General features: G+C 68.5%; 14 protein-coding genes. 9 read left to right on the forward strand and 5 right to left on the reverse strand.

What is annotated here, in order from left to right; genetic code table 11:
• A partial coding sequence (locus tag ACFFJC_RS01815; RefSeq protein ID WP_379485869.1) for a neutral zinc metallopeptidase occupies nt 1–719 on the reverse strand: 719 nt, incomplete at its 3' end.
• 199 nt (nt 720–918) lie between these two features.
• Here ACFFJC_RS01815 and ACFFJC_RS01820 point away from each other — a divergent pair.
• The 4 genes from ACFFJC_RS01820 (at nt 919) to ACFFJC_RS01835 (ending at nt 5787) form a co-directional block, all read left to right on the forward strand.
• Nucleotides 919–2457, forward strand: coding sequence for a M28 family peptidase (locus ACFFJC_RS01820; RefSeq protein WP_379485870.1), 1539 nt, complete (start codon nt 919–921; stop codon nt 2455–2457).
• Nucleotides 2458–2531: 74 nt separating this feature from the next.
• The gene (gene guaB / locus ACFFJC_RS01825) at nt 2532–3989 is read left to right on the forward strand and encodes an IMP dehydrogenase (protein WP_379485871.1); all 1458 of its coding nucleotides are present in this window, start codon (nt 2532–2534) and stop codon (nt 3987–3989) included.
• A 69-nt stretch (nt 3990–4058) separates the two neighbouring features.
• Nucleotides 4059–5231 carry an RsmB/NOP family class I SAM-dependent RNA methyltransferase gene (locus tag ACFFJC_RS01830; protein ID WP_379485872.1) on the forward strand — a complete coding sequence of 391 codons (1173 nt, stop codon included), beginning with the start codon at nt 4059–4061 and terminating at the stop codon, nt 5229–5231.
• 13 nt (nt 5232–5244) lie between these two features.
• On the forward strand, nt 5245–5787 hold the full coding sequence (locus ACFFJC_RS01835) for a tetratricopeptide repeat protein (RefSeq protein WP_379485873.1): 543 nt from the start codon (nt 5245–5247) through the stop codon (nt 5785–5787).
• 45 nt (nt 5788–5832) lie between these two features.
• On the opposite strand, the gene ACFFJC_RS01840 is transcribed toward ACFFJC_RS01835, so the two are convergent.
• Nucleotides 5833–6315, reverse strand: a complete 483-nt coding sequence (locus ACFFJC_RS01840) for an RNA pyrophosphohydrolase (RefSeq protein ID WP_379485874.1) — start codon at nt 6313–6315, stop codon at nt 5833–5835.
• 258 nt (nt 6316–6573) lie between these two features.
• On the opposite strand from ACFFJC_RS01840, the gene ACFFJC_RS01845 reads away from it, so the two are divergent.
• From ACFFJC_RS01845 to ACFFJC_RS01855, 3 genes are all read left to right on the forward strand, one after another.
• On the forward strand, nt 6574–8529 hold the full coding sequence (locus tag ACFFJC_RS01845) for a 2-oxoacid:acceptor oxidoreductase subunit alpha (protein ID WP_379485875.1): 1956 nt from the start codon (nt 6574–6576) through the stop codon (nt 8527–8529).
• A 23-nt stretch (nt 8530–8552) separates the two neighbouring features.
• The gene (locus ACFFJC_RS01850) at nt 8553–9572 is read left to right on the forward strand and encodes a 2-oxoacid:ferredoxin oxidoreductase subunit beta (protein ID WP_379485876.1); all 1020 of its coding nucleotides are present in this window, start codon (nt 8553–8555) and stop codon (nt 9570–9572) included.
• 99 nt (nt 9573–9671) lie between these two features.
• Nucleotides 9672–10613 carry a metal-dependent hydrolase gene (locus ACFFJC_RS01855; RefSeq protein ID WP_379485877.1) on the forward strand — a complete coding sequence of 314 codons (942 nt, stop codon included), beginning with the start codon at nt 9672–9674 and terminating at the stop codon, nt 10611–10613.
• Here the strand turns inward: ACFFJC_RS01855 and ACFFJC_RS01860 are convergent.
• Nucleotides 10573–11295, reverse strand: a complete 723-nt coding sequence (locus ACFFJC_RS01860) for a phosphatase PAP2 family protein (protein WP_379485878.1) — start codon at nt 11293–11295, stop codon at nt 10573–10575. The genes ACFFJC_RS01855 and ACFFJC_RS01860 overlap by 41 nt on opposite strands.
• A 41-nt stretch (nt 11296–11336) precedes the next feature.
• Here ACFFJC_RS01860 and ACFFJC_RS01865 point away from each other — a divergent pair, with 41 nt between their 5' ends.
• Complete coding sequence (locus tag ACFFJC_RS01865; protein ID WP_379485879.1) at nt 11337–12704, forward strand: cryptochrome/photolyase family protein; 1368 nt, start codon at nt 11337–11339, stop codon at nt 12702–12704.
• 50 nt (nt 12705–12754) lie between these two features.
• Entirely contained in the window at nt 12755–14044 is a 1290-nt protein-coding gene (locus tag ACFFJC_RS01870; protein ID WP_379485880.1) for a class I SAM-dependent methyltransferase, read from the forward strand.
• Here ACFFJC_RS01870 and ACFFJC_RS01875 read toward each other — a convergent pair.
• Nucleotides 14041–14901, reverse strand: coding sequence for a transcriptional regulator (locus ACFFJC_RS01875; protein WP_379485881.1), 861 nt, complete (start codon nt 14899–14901; stop codon nt 14041–14043). The genes ACFFJC_RS01870 and ACFFJC_RS01875 overlap by 4 nt on opposite strands.
• Complete coding sequence (locus ACFFJC_RS01880; protein ID WP_379485882.1) at nt 14898–16067, reverse strand: GNAT family N-acetyltransferase; 1170 nt, start codon at nt 16065–16067, stop codon at nt 14898–14900. Before ACFFJC_RS01880 ends, ACFFJC_RS01875 begins: the two co-directional genes overlap by 4 nt.
• Nucleotides 16068–16122: the final 55 nt, after the last annotated feature.

Raw genomic sequence — 16122 nt, forward strand, 5'->3', positions numbered from 1 at the left:
GCGCTCCTCCGCATTACCGCTTCCTCGCGATAAGCCATCTTATGCGCAGCTCGCCATAAGATCGCCCAGACGCCGGCGTAGCAGTCCGCCTGCAGCTCCATCCGCACCTGCAGCGCGTTGGCGGCAGAGGCGTTGCGCTGCTGAGCCTCGCGGATCTGCCCGTCTGCCCCCAGCAGGTGCTGGACATGATGCCCGTACTCATGAGCGATCACGTAGTACCGTGCGAAGTCGCCCTTGGCGCCGAGCTGTCGACTGAGCTGGTCGTAGAAGCTGGTGTCGATGTAGATGCCCTGGTCGGCGGGACAATAGAACGGACCCATGTCGCTGCTGGCCGCGCCGCAGCCGCTGGAGGTGCCGCCCTGGTAGAAGTGCAGCGTGGGCTGCTCGTAGGCGATGTTCGCCTGCTGGAAGAGCGGCTGCCACGTCCGGTTCAGCGAGTCGAGCGCGTTGCAGGCTTCCAGAGCATAGGCGTTCTGGCGGCACAGCTCCGCCGCGCTCCTGGGGCTTTCAGCCTGGCTGGGGGCTTGCGCCTGCTGCTCTTGCACCCCCTCGAGCGATCCGAGCATCTGCGTCGGGTCCACGCCGAAGACGAGCACGCCGATCAGCGCGATGACGAGAGTGCCGCATCCAAGCTTGCCGCCGCCACCGCCGAGGAAGCCGCCGCCTCGGCCGCCTTCCGTCACACGGATGTTGTTGGGATCGAACTCATCGAGACGCATTGTGGCTCGCCCTTCTGTGGTGTGCCGGTCGGGTCGCCGGCCTCCCGATCAATTCGCCACGGCCCACCGTGTTCCGACGCAGCTGCGGTGTTGCAACAAGGCGTCAGGTCCGGCGCGATGCCTGGAAAACGACTGGATCCTTTGTTGCGGAGGAGATTTTCGCACTCTCGTCGAGAATGTGTCGTATAGATGGGCGGCAATGATGGCGGGCAGCAGGGCAACAGGGACATTGGCGTGGTGGACGGTGGCGTTCTCCGCGCTGTGGGCCTTGTTGGTCCTGTCCGTGGAACCTGCTTGCGCGGGCACCCGGGCTGAGCGGGAGATCGAGGCGCGGCTGCGCGCGCACATCGGGGTTCTCGCGAGCGATGCGTTCAACGGCCGCGAGCCCGGAACCGAGGGCGAGGCGCAGACGCTTCGCTATCTCGGCAAGCAGTGGTTCGAGATCGGCCTGGTGTCCGGCACCAACGATCCGGGCAACGAGTGGTTCGCGCCCGTTTCGGTCGTGGCGCACGAGCCGGCGACGGGGACCGCGCAGTTCCTTCGCCGCGGCTACCGCACCCCCATTGCGCCCCAAGATGTCCTGGTCCTGACCTCCGGCAAGCGCAGCATGGTCCGCAACGCACCGATGCTGTTCGTGGGCAAGGCGCGGGGAGAAGACTTCACCCGGAATGAGCTCGCCGGCCGCATCGCCGTCGTGCTCGACGGAGACAGGCGGGACAGCACGAGGCAGAACGAACTCCTCGCCCTTGGCGCGTCCGCGGTGCTGACCGTGCTGGACGGCACGCGGACCATCGACCAGGTCGCGGCGCGGCGTCGCCGGTCCGGGTATGCGCTGTCCGAAGAGACCCTGGGCGGAGACCTGGAGGCTTTCATCAGCCGCGCAACCATGGAGACCTTGCTCAAGGGCACTTCCCATACCCTCTCGTCGCTGGAAGATGCTGCCGCCCGGGCCGACTTCACGCCGCTCGTGCTGGACGTCACCGCAACCCTGGAGGCGACCACCACCGAAACGACGATCCGCACCCACAATCTCATCGGCAAGCTGCATGGGCGCAACCCGCAGGCAGGAGCCGTGCTGTTCGTCGCGCACTGGGATCATTTCGGCGAGTGCGCGCAGCCGCCTGCCGAGGATCTCATCTGTAATGGAGCAATCGACAATGCCAGCGGCGTGGCCGCGCTGACGGAAGTCGCGCGGCGGCTCGCGCGCGGGCCGCAGCTGGATCGCGACGTCTATTTCCTTGCCACCACCGCCGAGGAACTCGGCCTGCTGGGCGCGCACGCCTTCGCCGAGAACCCACCGCTTCCGCTCGACAAGATCGTGGCCGCCTTCAACATCGACTCGATCGCCATCGCGCCGGCCAAGACTCCCTTTGCCATCGTCGGCCGCGGCATGACCGGTTTAGACCGCGATATCGCGCGGGTAGCGCGGCAGGAAGGCTTCAAGCTGCGCGAGGATGACGAGGCGAACGCCTATGTGCGGCGGCAGGACGGGTGGGCTCTCCTGCAGCACGACATCCCGGCGGTGATGGTCACCACCGCCTATGGCGACATCGCGCGCATGCAGGCCTTCTTCGATGGCGACTACCACCGTCCGCAGGACGATCTCTCGCGCCCACTGCAATTGCAGGGTGCTGCGGACGACGTGCGGATGCTGGCGGCGCTCGGGCGCTGGTTCGCCGACACCCGGCGGGTGCCGCCCAGGGGAACCGCACCGAAGGCTTCCGCGACCGCGAAATGACCCTCTAGCCCTCGTTGCCCCCTTTGATTACATGGGCCGCCACGATTCTCCTGGTAAAGGCACTGGTGGCGCATATGGATATCCAGCTCGGACTCACTTTTGACGACGTGCTCCTGCGTCCGGCAAAGTCCGACATCGTTCCCACGCAGGCCGACACGCGAAGCCGGCTGACCCGGTCGATCGGGTTGAACATCCCCGTCATCTCGTCGGCCATGGACACCGTCACCGAGGCCGACATGGCCATCGCCATGGCCCAGATGGGCGGCATCGGCGTGCTGCATCGTAATCTCACGATCGAGGAGCAGGTCGCCGCCGTCCGGCAGGTCAAGCGGTTCGAGAGCGGCATGGTGGTGAACCCGATCACCATCGCCCCCGACGCGACGCTGGGCGAGGCGCAGGCGCTGATGCTGGCGAACCGGATCAGCGGGATTCCCGTCGTCGAAGCCTCGGGCAAGCTCGTGGGCATACTCACCAACCGTGACGTTCGTTTCGCCGACAACGCGGCGCAGCCCGTGCGCGAGCTGATGACGCACGAGAACCTCGCGACCGTGAAGCTGGGCGTGAACCAGGAAGAGGCGCGCCGGCTGCTCCACCAGCGCCGGATCGAGAAGCTGCTGGTCGTGGACGACGCCTTCCGGTGCGTCGGCCTGATCACGGTCAAGGACATCGAGAAGGCGGTGCTCTTCCCCGAAGCGACCAAGGACGAGGCAGGCCGCCTCCGGGTGGCCGCCGCCACGACGGTGGGGGACAAGGGCTTCGAGCGCACCGAGGCCCTGCTGGCGGCCGAGTGCGACGTCGTCGTGATCGACACCGCCCATGGCCACAACAAGGACGTAGCGCTGGCGGTGGAGCGGGTTAAGAAGCTCTCGAACTCGGCGCAGGTCATCGCCGGCAACATCGCCACGGCCGAGGCCGCGCGTGCCCTGATCGACGCCGGGGCGGACTGCGTGAAGGTCGGCATCGGACCCGGCTCAATCTGCACCACCCGGATCGTCGCCGGTGTGGGCGTGCCGCAGCTTACCGCCGTGATGGAGGCGGCCGAGGAGGCGGACAAGTCGGGGGTTCCGGTGATCGCCGATGGTGGCTTGCGCACCTCGGGCGATGCCGCCAAGGCGCTCGCCGCCGGAGCCTCGACGATCATGGTCGGCTCGATGCTCGCGGGTACCGAGGAAGCTCCGGGCGAAACCTTCCTGTACCAGGGTCGGGCCTACAAGTCGTACCGCGGAATGGGCTCTGTAGGCGCGATGGGCCGCGGGTCGGCCGACCGCTACTTCCAGGGCGACATCAAGGACCAGATGAAGCTGGTGCCCGAAGGGATTGAGGGCCAGGTGGCCTACAAGGGGCCCGCGAAGGACGTGATCCACCAGCTCGTCGGCGGCATCAAGGCGGCCATGGGCTACACCGGTTCGCCCACGATCGAAGACCTGCGCAAGAATTCGCAGTTCATGCGCATCACCAATGCCGGCCTGCGCGAAAGCCACGTCCATGACGTGACGATCACGCGTGAGGCACCGAACTATCCGACCCGCTAAGCGCTCGATGAAGCCGCGGGCGAGGGCGGGAGCGGCCATGCGCCGTGAGCGCTTCGCGGGAGACTTCGCATGACTCCCGCAGCCCGGGTTCAGGCCGCCATCGAGATTCTCGACCTCGTGATCGGCGCCGCGCGCGCCAACGGGGCGCCCGCCGACCGGCTCATCGGTGACTGGTTCCGTGCCCGGCGCTACGCCGGGGGCGGGGATCGTCGCGCCATCCGGGAACTCGCCTACCGCGCCATCCGCGCCTGTGGTGAGATCCCCGAGACCGGCCGCGCGGCGATGTTGCAGCTTGCGGCTGGAGATCCTGCCATCGCCGCGCTCTTCGATGGCGCGCGCCATGCGCCCGAACCGATCTTGCCGGGCGAGCCGATGGCGAGCGGCGGCGTCGCGCCGGCCTGGCTGGTGCAGCGGTTGGAGGCGAGCGGTCTGGACCAGGCGGAGGCCGAGGCCCTGCTCGGTCGCGCGCCGCTCGACGTGCGCGTCAACACGCTTCGGCCCGGCGTGCCGAGCCTGCCTCCCGGAGGTGAGCGGACGGCGGCGGCGAACGGCTGGCGTTTCCCTCCCGAAACCCGGATCGAGCAGACGACCGCCTATGCGCAGGGGGCGATCGAGGTGCAGGATACCGGATCGCAGCTCACCTGCGAGGTCGTGGCAGCGCGTCCCGGCGAGACGGTGATCGACCTGTGCGCCGGAGCCGGCGGCAAGACGCTGGCCCTTGCAGCGGCGATGGAGAACGCCGGCACACTCCTGGCATGCGATGCCGACCGGACGCGGCTCTCCCGGCTGTCTCCCCGCGCCGAGAGGGCGGGTGCCACGAACATCACGACCGTGCTGCTCGATCCCGGCAAGGAGTTGGAAGCCCTGGAACGATTCCGGGATGGTGCCGATGCGGTGCTCGTGGATGCTCCGTGCTCGGGCACCGGCACCTGGCGGCGAAATCCCGAGGCGCGCTGGCGCCTCACCGAGAAGCAGCTGGCCCGCTACGTCGCGATCCAGTCCCGCCTTCTCGACGTCGGTGCAAGCTTGGTCCGGAAGGGCGGGCGCCTGGTCTTCGTGACCTGCTCGCTGCTCGACGCGGAGGGCGCCGAGCAGGCGCAAAGGTTCCTCGAACGTCATCCCGGCTGGACGCCTGCGATCCCCGAACTGCCCTTGGGAAGGGCCCGGGGGCCCGGCATCAGGCTGTCTCCGCAGCACGACGGGACCGACGGCTTTTTCGTCGCGCGCTTCGTTCGGCTGTGATAAATCGGCACGCATGATGAGGACGAAGACCTCGGCCAAGGACCTGCTGATGCGTTACACGCCCGTTGCTGTTGCTCTCTCCCTTCTTGCCGCCACCTCCTCCAGCGTTCTCCTTTCGCAACCGCCCGAGCAGCTCGATCCGCGGGCCGCGGCGCTGCTGAGCGAAGGACGGTCGGCGGCGGCGGCCGGCAACCTCGACGGTGCGATCGATGCCTTCGAGTCCGCGCTGACCGTGGCGCCCGGAAGCGTCACCGTGCTGCTCTCGCTCGCCGACGCCACCCGGCGCCAGGACATGCAGGGCAAGGCGCTGCACTACTACCGCGTGGCCTTGGCGAGCGACCCGCGCAACATCTCCGCCCTCGCCGGCGAAGGCATGGCGCTGGCCGAGAAGGGCGCGACGGAGAAGGCCAACCGCAACCTGGCCCGGCTGCAGTCGCTGTGCGGCAAGGATTGCGCAGAGGCGCAGAAGCTCGCCTCGGCAATCGCCAAGGGTCCGGCGCCGCGCATGGTGACCGCAGACGCCGCGGTGCCCAAGACCGCCGTCACCGAGAACTGAGGCGGCCGAAGCGAAGTCCTGAGCGACGTCCCCTGACGGGGCTCGTCAGATCAACGCCTTGAACTCTTCGAGGACGGCGCGATAGACGCGCTTCTTGAAGGGCACGATCAGCTCCGGCAGCAGCTCGGGCTCGATCCATTTCCATTCGCAGAACTCGGCCGGCTTGTGCGCGTCGAGCCGGATATCATCGTCCGTTCCCTCGAACCGCGCGAGGAACCAGTACTGGCGCTGGCCCCGGTACTTGCCGCCCCACAGCTTGCCCATGAGCTCCTCGGGCAAGTCGTAGAGCAGTTCCTCACGCGTCTGGCTGAGCAGCTTCACGTGCTCCCGCCGTGCCCCGGTCTCTTCCCAGAGCTCGCGGAACGCCGCTTCCTTGAGATCCTCTCCCTCGTCGACGCCGCCTTGCGGCATCTGCCACCAGTCGCCCTCGCGATTGTCGATCCGCTTGCCGACGAAGACCTTGCCGTCGGCGTTGACCAGCATGACGCCGACGCAGGGGCGATAGGGCAGGGACGAGAAGTCTTTCATCGTTCGATGGATATCCACTTGGAAGGGAGGAAGCTCTTCGCGATTCGGCAGAGCACACCGCAGATCGAGCCATAGCCCAGGATGGCGAAAGGCAGCGCGCTTGGCCAGCGGGGAATATGCTCCGGCCACGGTGAAGCGATGAAAGAGAAGTTTGTTCGCTAAACGGAAAACTAATTTGGAATCGAGAACGTGAACTCGCACCCTTGGGGCTGAAGCAGCAGCCCGGATACCGGGAAGGCAGCGGCAGAAGGGAGAGCCATGGCGACGGGTCGTTCGGAACAGGGCAGAGGGGCCTTTTCGGGAGAGATCGCGCCCGAAGCCGTGGTGGTGCGGTTCGCGGGGGACTCGGGCGACGGCATGCAACTCACCGGCGGTCAGTTCACGCTGTCCACGGCGCTCGCAGGCAACGACCTTGCCACCTTCCCGGACTTCCCGGCGGAGATCCGCGCGCCGCAGGGGACGCTGTTCGGGGTATCGGCGTTCCAGATCAACTTCGGCTCCAGCGAGATCACGACGGCCGGCGATGCGCCCGACGTGCTCGTCGCGATGAATCCGGCCGCGCTGAAGGTGAACCTCGGAGCACTCAGGCCCGGCGGTCTCGTGATCGCCGATACCGGCGAGTTCACGCGGCGGAACCTCGACAAGGCAAAGTACGAGAACGATCCTCTGACCGATGGCAGTCTGGCGCGGTGGGACGTCCTGGCCTTCGACATATCGGCATTGACGCTGCAGGCGGTCAAGCCGTTCGGGCTGGGCAACAAGGAGGCGCTGCGCTGCAAGAACATGTGGACGCTAGGCCTGGCGCTATGGATGTTCGACCGCGATCGCCAGCCGCTGGTGGATTGGCTGGCCGCCAAGTTCGCCAAGAGCCCGGTGCTCGCGGAGGCGAACATCGCGGCGCTGAATGCCGGGCACGCCTATGGCGAGACGGCCGAGTTGTCCGGCCCGCTGCGCAAGCTGCACGTCGATCCGGTTGTCTCGGAGCCCGGCCTCTACCGCACGATCACCGGCGCGGAGGCGATCTCCCTGGGGCTGGTGGCAGGGGCGCAGCTGGCAGGGCTGCCGATGTTCTTCGGCGGGTATCCGATCACTCCGGCGTCGGCGGTGCTCCACAATCTCGCCAGAATGAAGGAGTTCGGTGTCACCACCTTCCAGGCCGAGGATGAGATCGCCGCCATCTGTGCGGCGATCGGCGCCTCCTACGCCGGGCAGCTGGGTGTGACGTCCTCTTCTGGGCCGGGACTGGCGCTGAAGGGGGAGGCGATGGGCCTCGCGATCATGACCGAGCTGCCGCTGGTGATCGTCAACTCCCAGCGCGGCGGCCCCTCCACCGGTCTTCCCACCAAGGCCGAGCAGTCCGACCTCTATCAGGCCGTCTACGGGCGGAACGGCGATGCGCCCTTGCCGGTGATCGCCGCCCGCTCCCCGGGCGACGCCTTCGCGTGCGCGATCGAGGCCTGCCGCATCGCGGTGCAGTTCATGACCCCCGTGATCCTGCTGAGCGACGGCTACATCGCCAATGCCTCGGAGCCCTGGAAGGTGCCCGACCCGGCCACGCTCACGTCCTTTCCGGTCACGTTCCTGGAGGACGCCGGCGAATCCGGCGGCAAGCCGCTGCCGTTCAAGCGTGATGACCGGGGGGTGCGTCCCTGGATCAGGCCCGGAACGCCGGGGCTCATGCACCGGATCGGCGGCATCGAGAAGGCGATCGACACCGGCAACATCGATTATGCCCCTGATGTCCACCAGGCGCAGACCGATGCCCGCAAGGCCAAGATCGACGGGATCGCGCGAACGATCCCCCCGCAGGAGGTCGCGCTGGGAGCGCCCTGCGACACGCTTGCGGTGGTGGGCTGGGGCTCCACCTTCGGGCCCATCCACCAGGCCGTGCGCCGTTCGCGGCGCAAGGGACTGGCCGTCAGTCATGTCCATGTCCGGCACGTCTGGCCCCTGCCGGAGAATTTGGGCGAGCTCCTTGCCGGCTACCAGCACGTGCTGGTGCCGGAGATGAACACGGGGCAGTTCAAGACGGTCCTGCGCGACCAGTTCCTGATCGATGCGGTCCCGCTCAGCAAGACGAGCGGTCAGCCTTTCGCCATCTCCGAACTGGAGGCCGCCATCGCCAGGTTCTTCGACGCCGTTCCAGGCAACGAGGGTGGCGAGGTGTCGGTGAACCACACCCAGCTCCCTACTCCCGAAATCGAGCAGCCCTGAGCACTTGGAACGGAATCTTCACCATGAACGACATGTCCTCTGTTCAGACCACACCCAGGGATTGGGAGACCGACCAGGAGGTCCGCTGGTGCCCCGGTTGCGGCGACTACGCCATCCTCAAGGCGGTCCAGCGTACGCTGCCCATGCTGGGGGCCGATCCGAAAAACACGGTCTTCGTCTCCGGCATCGGCTGCTCCAGCCGCTTCCCTTATTACGTCGAGAGCTACGGCTTCCACACCATACACGGACGCGCGCCGGCTTTCGCCACCGGAATCAAGCTGGCCAACCCGGAACTGGACGTGTGGATCGTCACCGGCGACGGCGACGGCATGTCGATCGGGGGCAATCACACCATGCACGTCCTGCGCCGGAACCTCGACTGCCAGATCCTGCTGTTCAACAACGAGATCTATGGGCTGACCAAAGGCCAGTACTCGCCGACCAGTCGCGTGGGCACCGCGTCGCCGACCTCGCCCGCAGGTTCGGTGGACCGGCCGGCAAGTCCCTGCGCCTTTGCTCTGGGAGCCGGTGCCCGCTTCGTCGCTCGGAGCTATGACGTCTCCAAGGACTTGCCCGAGGTGCTCAAGGCGGCTCACGCCCACAAGGGTGCCGCCTTCCTGGAGATTTTCCAGAACTGCATCGTCTACAACAAGGACCGCTTCGACGACTTCACCGCCAAAGCTGTCGCCGCGGAGATGCAGCTCCACTGCATGGATGGAAAGCCGCTCCTGTTTGCCAACGGCTGCAAGGGTTTGTCGCTCGATGTTCGGACACTTTCGTTCCAGGTGGTGGATGTCGTCGGTGCCGATTGGAAGGCGGCGGGCGTCGCGGTCCACGACGTGCGCAATCGCGCACTGGCGCACATGCTGGTGGAGATGCCCTTCGGACCTTTCCCGATGGCGTTGGGGGTGATCTACGACGATCCTGCACCCACCTTCGAAAGTGGCGTGCGTGCCGAGCGCGCGACGATGGTCGCGGGCAAGAGCGCGGACCTCGGCCAGCTTCTCGCCCGCGGGCAGACCTGGACAGTTGCTGCGGGCTGATACTGAAGCGGAACGGCGAGGAGCCCTGCGGCAGGTGACCGGCCTTGCCATGCGGGTTGCTGCCGCTGATAAGGCACGGCATGCAACTCCTCGCCATCGATGGATAATCTCACCCATAGCCTGGTTGGCTGGGTGCTTGCCGAAACCGGCCTGAAGCGGCGCACGCGCAAGGGCCTGGCGGCTTGCGTGCTGGCGGCGAACATGCCGGACATCGACGTCTTCTTCGGCTGGGCACCATGGGCTCCGCTGGCGATGCATCGCGGCTTCACCCACGGGCTGGTGGGAGGCGTGCTGCTCATGCCGCCGCTGCTGGCGGGCTTGCTGTGGCTGCTCGACCGCTGGCAGGTGTCGCGTGGAGCCACCTTCCGAAGCGGGCTGAGCATGCACTTCGGCTGGCTCGTGGCGCTCTGCTACCTGGGGGCACTGACCCATCCGCTCCTCGATCTGCAGAACACCTATGCGGTGCAGCTGATGTCGCCCGCCAGCGAGCGGTGGTTCCACACGGACGGGCTCTTCATCGTGTCGCCGTGGCTCCTGGCGATGCTCGGAGCGGGGCTCTGGCCGGCCCGCAGGCGGCGGAGTGGGCGCCCTGCCGTGGCCGCGCTGGCCAGCGTGATCGGGTTCATCGGATTGAACATCGGGATATCGGCGCTCGCCTGGAGGTCGATGCCGGACGCGGCAGCGGCGGACCGGGTCTTCGCCTCGCCCGAGCCCCTGTTGTTCTGGCGACGCGAGGTGGTCTGGCGCAGCCAGGGGCAGATCGGGCAGGGCCGCTTCGATCCCTTCCGCGGCTTCGCGCTGACGGCACCGCCGCGCGCGGATGCCATGGAACACCCGCTGGCACGGCGCGCCGCGTCTGCAACGCCCGAGGTCCGGGAATTCCTGGCGTGGTCGCAGCTTCCGTTCGCCCGGATCCGACGCACCCGCTGCACGGCCATAGTCACCTTCGGCGACGGCCGCTTCTCGGGTCCGCGCATGGCCGGCAGCTTCCTCGTGTCGGCTACGGTTCCGGTGCGGGCGGCAGGCTGTCCTCACCCGTGATCGCCTGCGCCAACTCCTCGGTCGCGCGGGCCGGGCGGTAGAGCAGGGCACTGGCCAGGAACGCCCAGCCGGCGCCGCCCAGCCATCCGGCGATCACGTCCGTGGGCCAGTGGACGCCCAGCCAGACGCGGCTCCAGGCGATCGCGAGGCTGGCGGCCAGCGCGGCACCCACGATGGTCCATCGCACCGCGTGGCGGCGGCTCATCGCCGCGAATGCGAGCGCCATCGCCAGGTAGACGACGGCGGCGTTGAAGCTATGGCCACTTGGGAAGCTGTACCCTCCAGCCTCTGCAAGGTGTGGTACGATCTGTGGCCGTTCTCGGCCGGCCAGCGCCTTGAGGCTGCTGTTCACCAGCCAGGCCGTCACGACGGTCAGCGCGAACAGCGCGGCCTCTCGGCGCAGGCGCAGGAACAACAGCGCCGCGACGGCGCCCAGTGCGAAGAGGTTGCGCAGGAGGACGCCGCCCAGCGCCGTCACGTCTCGCACCCCTTCGAGCAGCTTCGGCGAACCCGAGGGCTGCAAGGTATCGTCGCGCCAGAACAGCAGCCCCGTTCGATCCACTGCCTGCGCATGGTCCGCGTGCACCGCCCAGGCGATTGCGGCAGCGCCGAGCCAGCATAGCATGCCGGCTGCAAGCGCCTTGCGCGGGTCGATCCGGTGGTGCTGCCCAAGGAGCGTCATGCGGCAAGGGAACGCGGGCCCAGGCCAGGTGTTGCGACCGGATGAATTCTCCCGTCATCGTCTGGCTCCGCCGCGACCTGCGTCTCGCGGACCAGCCTGCCCTGGCCGAAGCGGCGCGCAAGGGGCCTGTCATCCCGCTCTATGTCCACGACGACGCGGCACCGGGGGCTCACCGTCCCGGCGGCGCCTCGCGCTGGTGGCTGCACCATTCCCTGGCGAGCCTGGATGCCGATCTTCGCGCCAGGGGATCGCGCCTGATCCTGCGGCGGGGCCGGAGCGAAGAGGTGATCGAGCGGCTCTGCAGCGAAACCGGAGCGCGCGAGGTCCATGCGCTGCACCACTACGAGCCGTGGTGGCGCCAGGCGGAGGATGCGCTGGCCCGCCGCGTGACCTTGTGCCTGCACCACGGCAACTACCTGGCCCCGCCCGGCTCCGTGACCACCGGTGCGGGGGCGCCATACAAGATCTACACGCCGTTCTGGCGCGCCTTGCGCGAACGGATGCCGCCACCTCCGCCCGAGCCGATCCCCGAGCGGCTGCCGGCGCCGTCCGAGTGGCCGGGCTCGGAAAAGCTTGAAGACTGGGCGCTGCTGCCTTCGGCCCCGGACTGGTCGGGCGGGCTGCGCGAGACCTGGAAACCCGGGGAAAACGGCGGCGCCGCGCGCCTGGAGGCCTTTGCCGAGCATGCCGCCGCCTATGAGAGAGCGCGCAATTGCCCGGGCGTGGAGGGCACCTCGATGCTGTCGCCGCACCTGCACTTCGGCGAGGTGTCTCCGGCCCAGGTCTGGCATGCGGTGGCGGATGCCGGCGGTTCGGTGGGGACCTTCCTGGGGGAGATCGGCTGGCGCGACTATGCGCAGGGCGTCATCCTGCAATCGCCCGACTATGCGACAAAGCCGGCGCGCGATCCCTTCGGGCGGTTTCCGTGGCGGCGCAATAAGGCCGACTTAAGAGCGTGGCAGCGTGGCCTTACGGGCTATCCCATCGTCGATGCCGGGATGCGTCAGCTCTGGCATAGCGGATGGATGCACAACCGCGTCCGCATGATTGCGGCCAGCTTCCTGGTCAAGCACCTGCTCATCGACTGGCGGGAGGGAGAGCGCTGGTTCTGGGACACGCTGGTCGACGCGGACTACGGGAACAACGCGGTGAACTGGCAGTGGATCGCCGGCTCGGGGGTGGACTCTAACATGTTCGTCCGGGTCATGGCGCCGCTCACGCAATCTTCCAAGTTCGACGCCGCGGCCTACATCCGCGAATGGGTGCCCGAGCTGGCCGACCTGCCCGATGGAGAGATCCACGATCCCTCGCCGCTCGTGCGGCCGGCCAACTACCCCGAAAAGCGCATCGAGCATCGCCAGGCGCGGGAGCGGGCGCTTGCCGCCTGGCAGCAGGCGAAATCCACCTAGCGCACCGCTGCCCGATTGCCCGGCGCCGCGTTCCGGTCCATACCTGAGACATGAACGCGCAAGTGCCGGGCAGAGGGGGGGAACTGGTCGACGGCGGCCGAGCCATCGGCATCGGGCCGCAATGGCTGGCGCGGCTCTGGTCGGGCGGCGTCCACCGGATCCTGGACCGCATAGACCAAGGGCTGGAGCGGGGGTCGATCCTGGCGACGCTCCCGGGCGGCGAGACGCGGATGCTGGGCGGGCGACACCCCGGGTTCGATGCCGTGGTCGTGCTGCGGAGCTGGCGATCGCTGCTGCGGCTGGCGACGGCCGGCTCGGTCGGCTGGTACCAGGCCTGGGAGGCGGGCGAGTGGGAAAGCCCGGATCCGGTCCCGCTGTTCGCCCTGTTCATGGACAATGCGGTGGCGCTGGGCGACACCGGGCGCGCGCACGGCCCGTGGCGGCTGCTGACGCGCATGGTCCATGCGCTCCATCGCAACACGCGCAAGGGTTCGCTCAGGAACATCCACGCGCACTACGATCTCGGCAACGACTTCTACGCGCAGTGGCTGGGCGAGACGATGCTCTATTCCAGCGCGCTCTACGCCGATGCGGACGTGCGGCCGAACGCCTTCAGCCAGTTCGTCACCGAGCTGGACCAGGCCCAGTCGGCGAAGGTGGCCGCGATGATCGCGCGGCTCCAGGTGAAGCCCGGCGATAGCGTGCTGGAGATCGGGTGCGGCTGGGGCACGCTGGCCGCATTCCTGGCCAGCCATGGCGACGTTCACGTCGACGCCATCAGCCTGTCGGACGAGCAGCTCGCCTACGCAAGGGCCCGCTGGCAGCCGGACCGCGGCAGCGTCGGCTTCCGCAAGCAGGACTATCGCGACGTCGCCGGGCGCTACGACGCGATCGTCTCGGTGGAGATGGTCGAAGCCGTGGGGCGGGCCTTCTGGCCGGATTTCCTGGACTGCATCGCGCGCAACCTGAAGCCCGGCGGCCGGGCGGCGCTCCAGCTCATCTCGATGCCCGACAGCATCTTCGAGGGCTATGCACGCGGCGCCGACTTCATCCAGACCTTCATCTTCCCGGGCGGCATGCTCATCAAGGAGAGCGAATTCCGCAGCCTCGCCGCGGAGCGTGGCCTCGCATGGGAGGACCGCCGCGGCTTCCGCGAGGACTATGCGCGCACGTTGCGCGAATGGCGCCGCAACTTCGATGCCGCGGTGGAGGAAGGCCGCCTGCCGCCCGGTTTCGACGAGCGCTTCGTGCGGCTCTGGCGCTTCTACCTCATGTACTGCGAGGGCGGCTTCCTCGGCGGCGGCATCGACGTCGCGCAAGTGACCCTGGTCAAGCGCTAGCCGGCGCCCAGCCGGCGCGCGATGCGCCAGGCCAGCGCCTTGCCGCGATTGCGGGCGGGCCAGCGCCCCGGCGCGGCGGGCGCGATGCCGATCCGGCGCAGGAGAGCATTGAAGGCGCGGGCGTCGGCTTCGGCGAAGCTCCACTCCGAACGCCACGTGATCGACAGCGATACCGAAGGTTCCGGTCCGTTGCGCACGAAGTGCGGGGCCATGACCGGCACGAACACGGCCTCGCCCTGTCGGAGCGCGAACTCTTGTCCCCCGGAGACCAACTCGGGCCGCCACGTCAGCTCGCGCCCGCCGCCGGTGTGATAGGCTTCGTGAATCGCATCGGGCGCGAAGGCGGGATCGCCGGCAGGGAACTGGGTCATCACCTTCGAGCCGCGGACTTGCAGCAGGATGTTGTGCTCGGGATCGAAGTGGTACGGCGTGACTCCGCCGGCGCTGGTCACGAAGACGAAGCCCTGCGTCTTCAGCATGCGACCCGTCCGCGCTTCGATGGCGAGGCGGAGCTCGTCCAGCAGCGCTTCCAGCAACGCCGCGTAGGCGGGATGCTGCTCGATGTTCTTGAGCACGGCCCACGAGCGGGAGGTCTCGATGCGGCGGAGCGTCTCGCCGATCGGCAGGCCGGTCGGCGCGGGCTTGCCCGAAACGCCGATCGGCTGGTCGCTGGCGTTGTACTCGATCGAGCCGGGCGGCAGCGCCTCGGCAAGCCGGGCGAGGGCGCCGAGCTCCATCAGCGGATGCGCGCCCAGCGCGTGCTCCAGCACATGCGGCACTTCCGGGTAGGCGGCCGCGAAAGTCTCGCGCGCGTGGGCCGGGAAGACCACAGGGCGGGGATCGCCCGGCGCCTTCATCGCTGCGTCGCCGGCCGGCGCGCCGTCTCCGCGCCCACCAGGCGCCGGAAGGCGCCGCGGCGCAATCGGCCCCCGATGGCGATGGACAGGCGGCCAAGGCTGCGCCGCTCGCGCCAAAGGTGGTCGATCATGGGGTGGTCGGCGCTCGCGCAACTGTCGCTCCAGGCGATGTCGTCGCTCTCCAGGATGGACAGGTTCTCCCGCTGCAGCAGGACTCCCGGGGAGAAGCGCGCATAGGCCTCGTCGAACGCGGTCTTGTAGGAATAGGCGCCCGGGGCGGCCAGGAACGTCGCCAGCATCGCGATGGGTCGTCCATCCAGCGTGAGCGCCAGGCGTTCGAGGCGGCCCCGGGCCGCGGCCTCTTCGAGGCTTGCGCGAAACAGGCGCGCGGTGCCGGCATCGCTGGCGAGCGCGGAGCCGGCCCGGCCCTTCCAGCCCTTGGCCTCGAGGGCGAGGAACGCCTCGCACCAGGCCGCCACGTCTGCGGCATCGTGCCGCCGTTCGAAGGACAGCGCACCTTCTTCGGCCAGACGGGCGGCCTGCCGGCGCAGCTCCTTGCGCTTCCTGCCCGACAGCGAGGCCTCCAGGTATGCCGCCGGCGAGAGCGGGGATGCGAGCATGGCCCGCTGCTCGCATTGGACGACCTCCACCTGCCGCGCCTGCCCGGCTGCGACCTGTCGCAGCGCGGCGCAGACCGGGCCGTTGAGCACCATGCCGCGCATGTGCAGGAACAGCGCCGTGCCCGCCGCCGCGTCGGCCCACTGCAGGACCGCTTGCCAGAAGGGCTCTTGCGCGCCTTGCGCCACGAGCGGCACGCCGCAGAAGCAATTGCTGTGCAGCCAGCTCGACAGGTGCGGGAGCGGCCAGCGATAGTATCGCCCGGCGCGCACCAGCGGCAGCAGCCCGGCCAGCCGTCCCTCGTGTTCGAAGCGCAGCACCGCGACCCGGCCGGTGCCCGCGAGATGCTCCAGCGAGGGGAGGAGATACCAGCTCTCGAAAAACGGATTGGGTTCGGCCGCCCGGCGCGCGAGATCGTCCCAGGCGTCGCGCTGCGCGGCCATGCTGCGCCAGGGGACGCAGGCGATGCGATCCATGCCGGCGGGCTCGGCCGCGGCCGAGCCGGCGCGCGAAGGGAGGCCGGGCCGGTCATGCGCCTTGCTTGCCACCAGAGCGTGTCCCCCGCGTGCGGCCGGGTTGGCCGAAGGCGGCTCTAGAGCGCAT

Source organism: Novosphingobium soli (assembly GCF_042432915.1).
Taxonomy (GTDB): Bacteria; Pseudomonadota; Alphaproteobacteria; order Sphingomonadales; family Sphingomonadaceae; genus Novosphingobium; species Novosphingobium soli.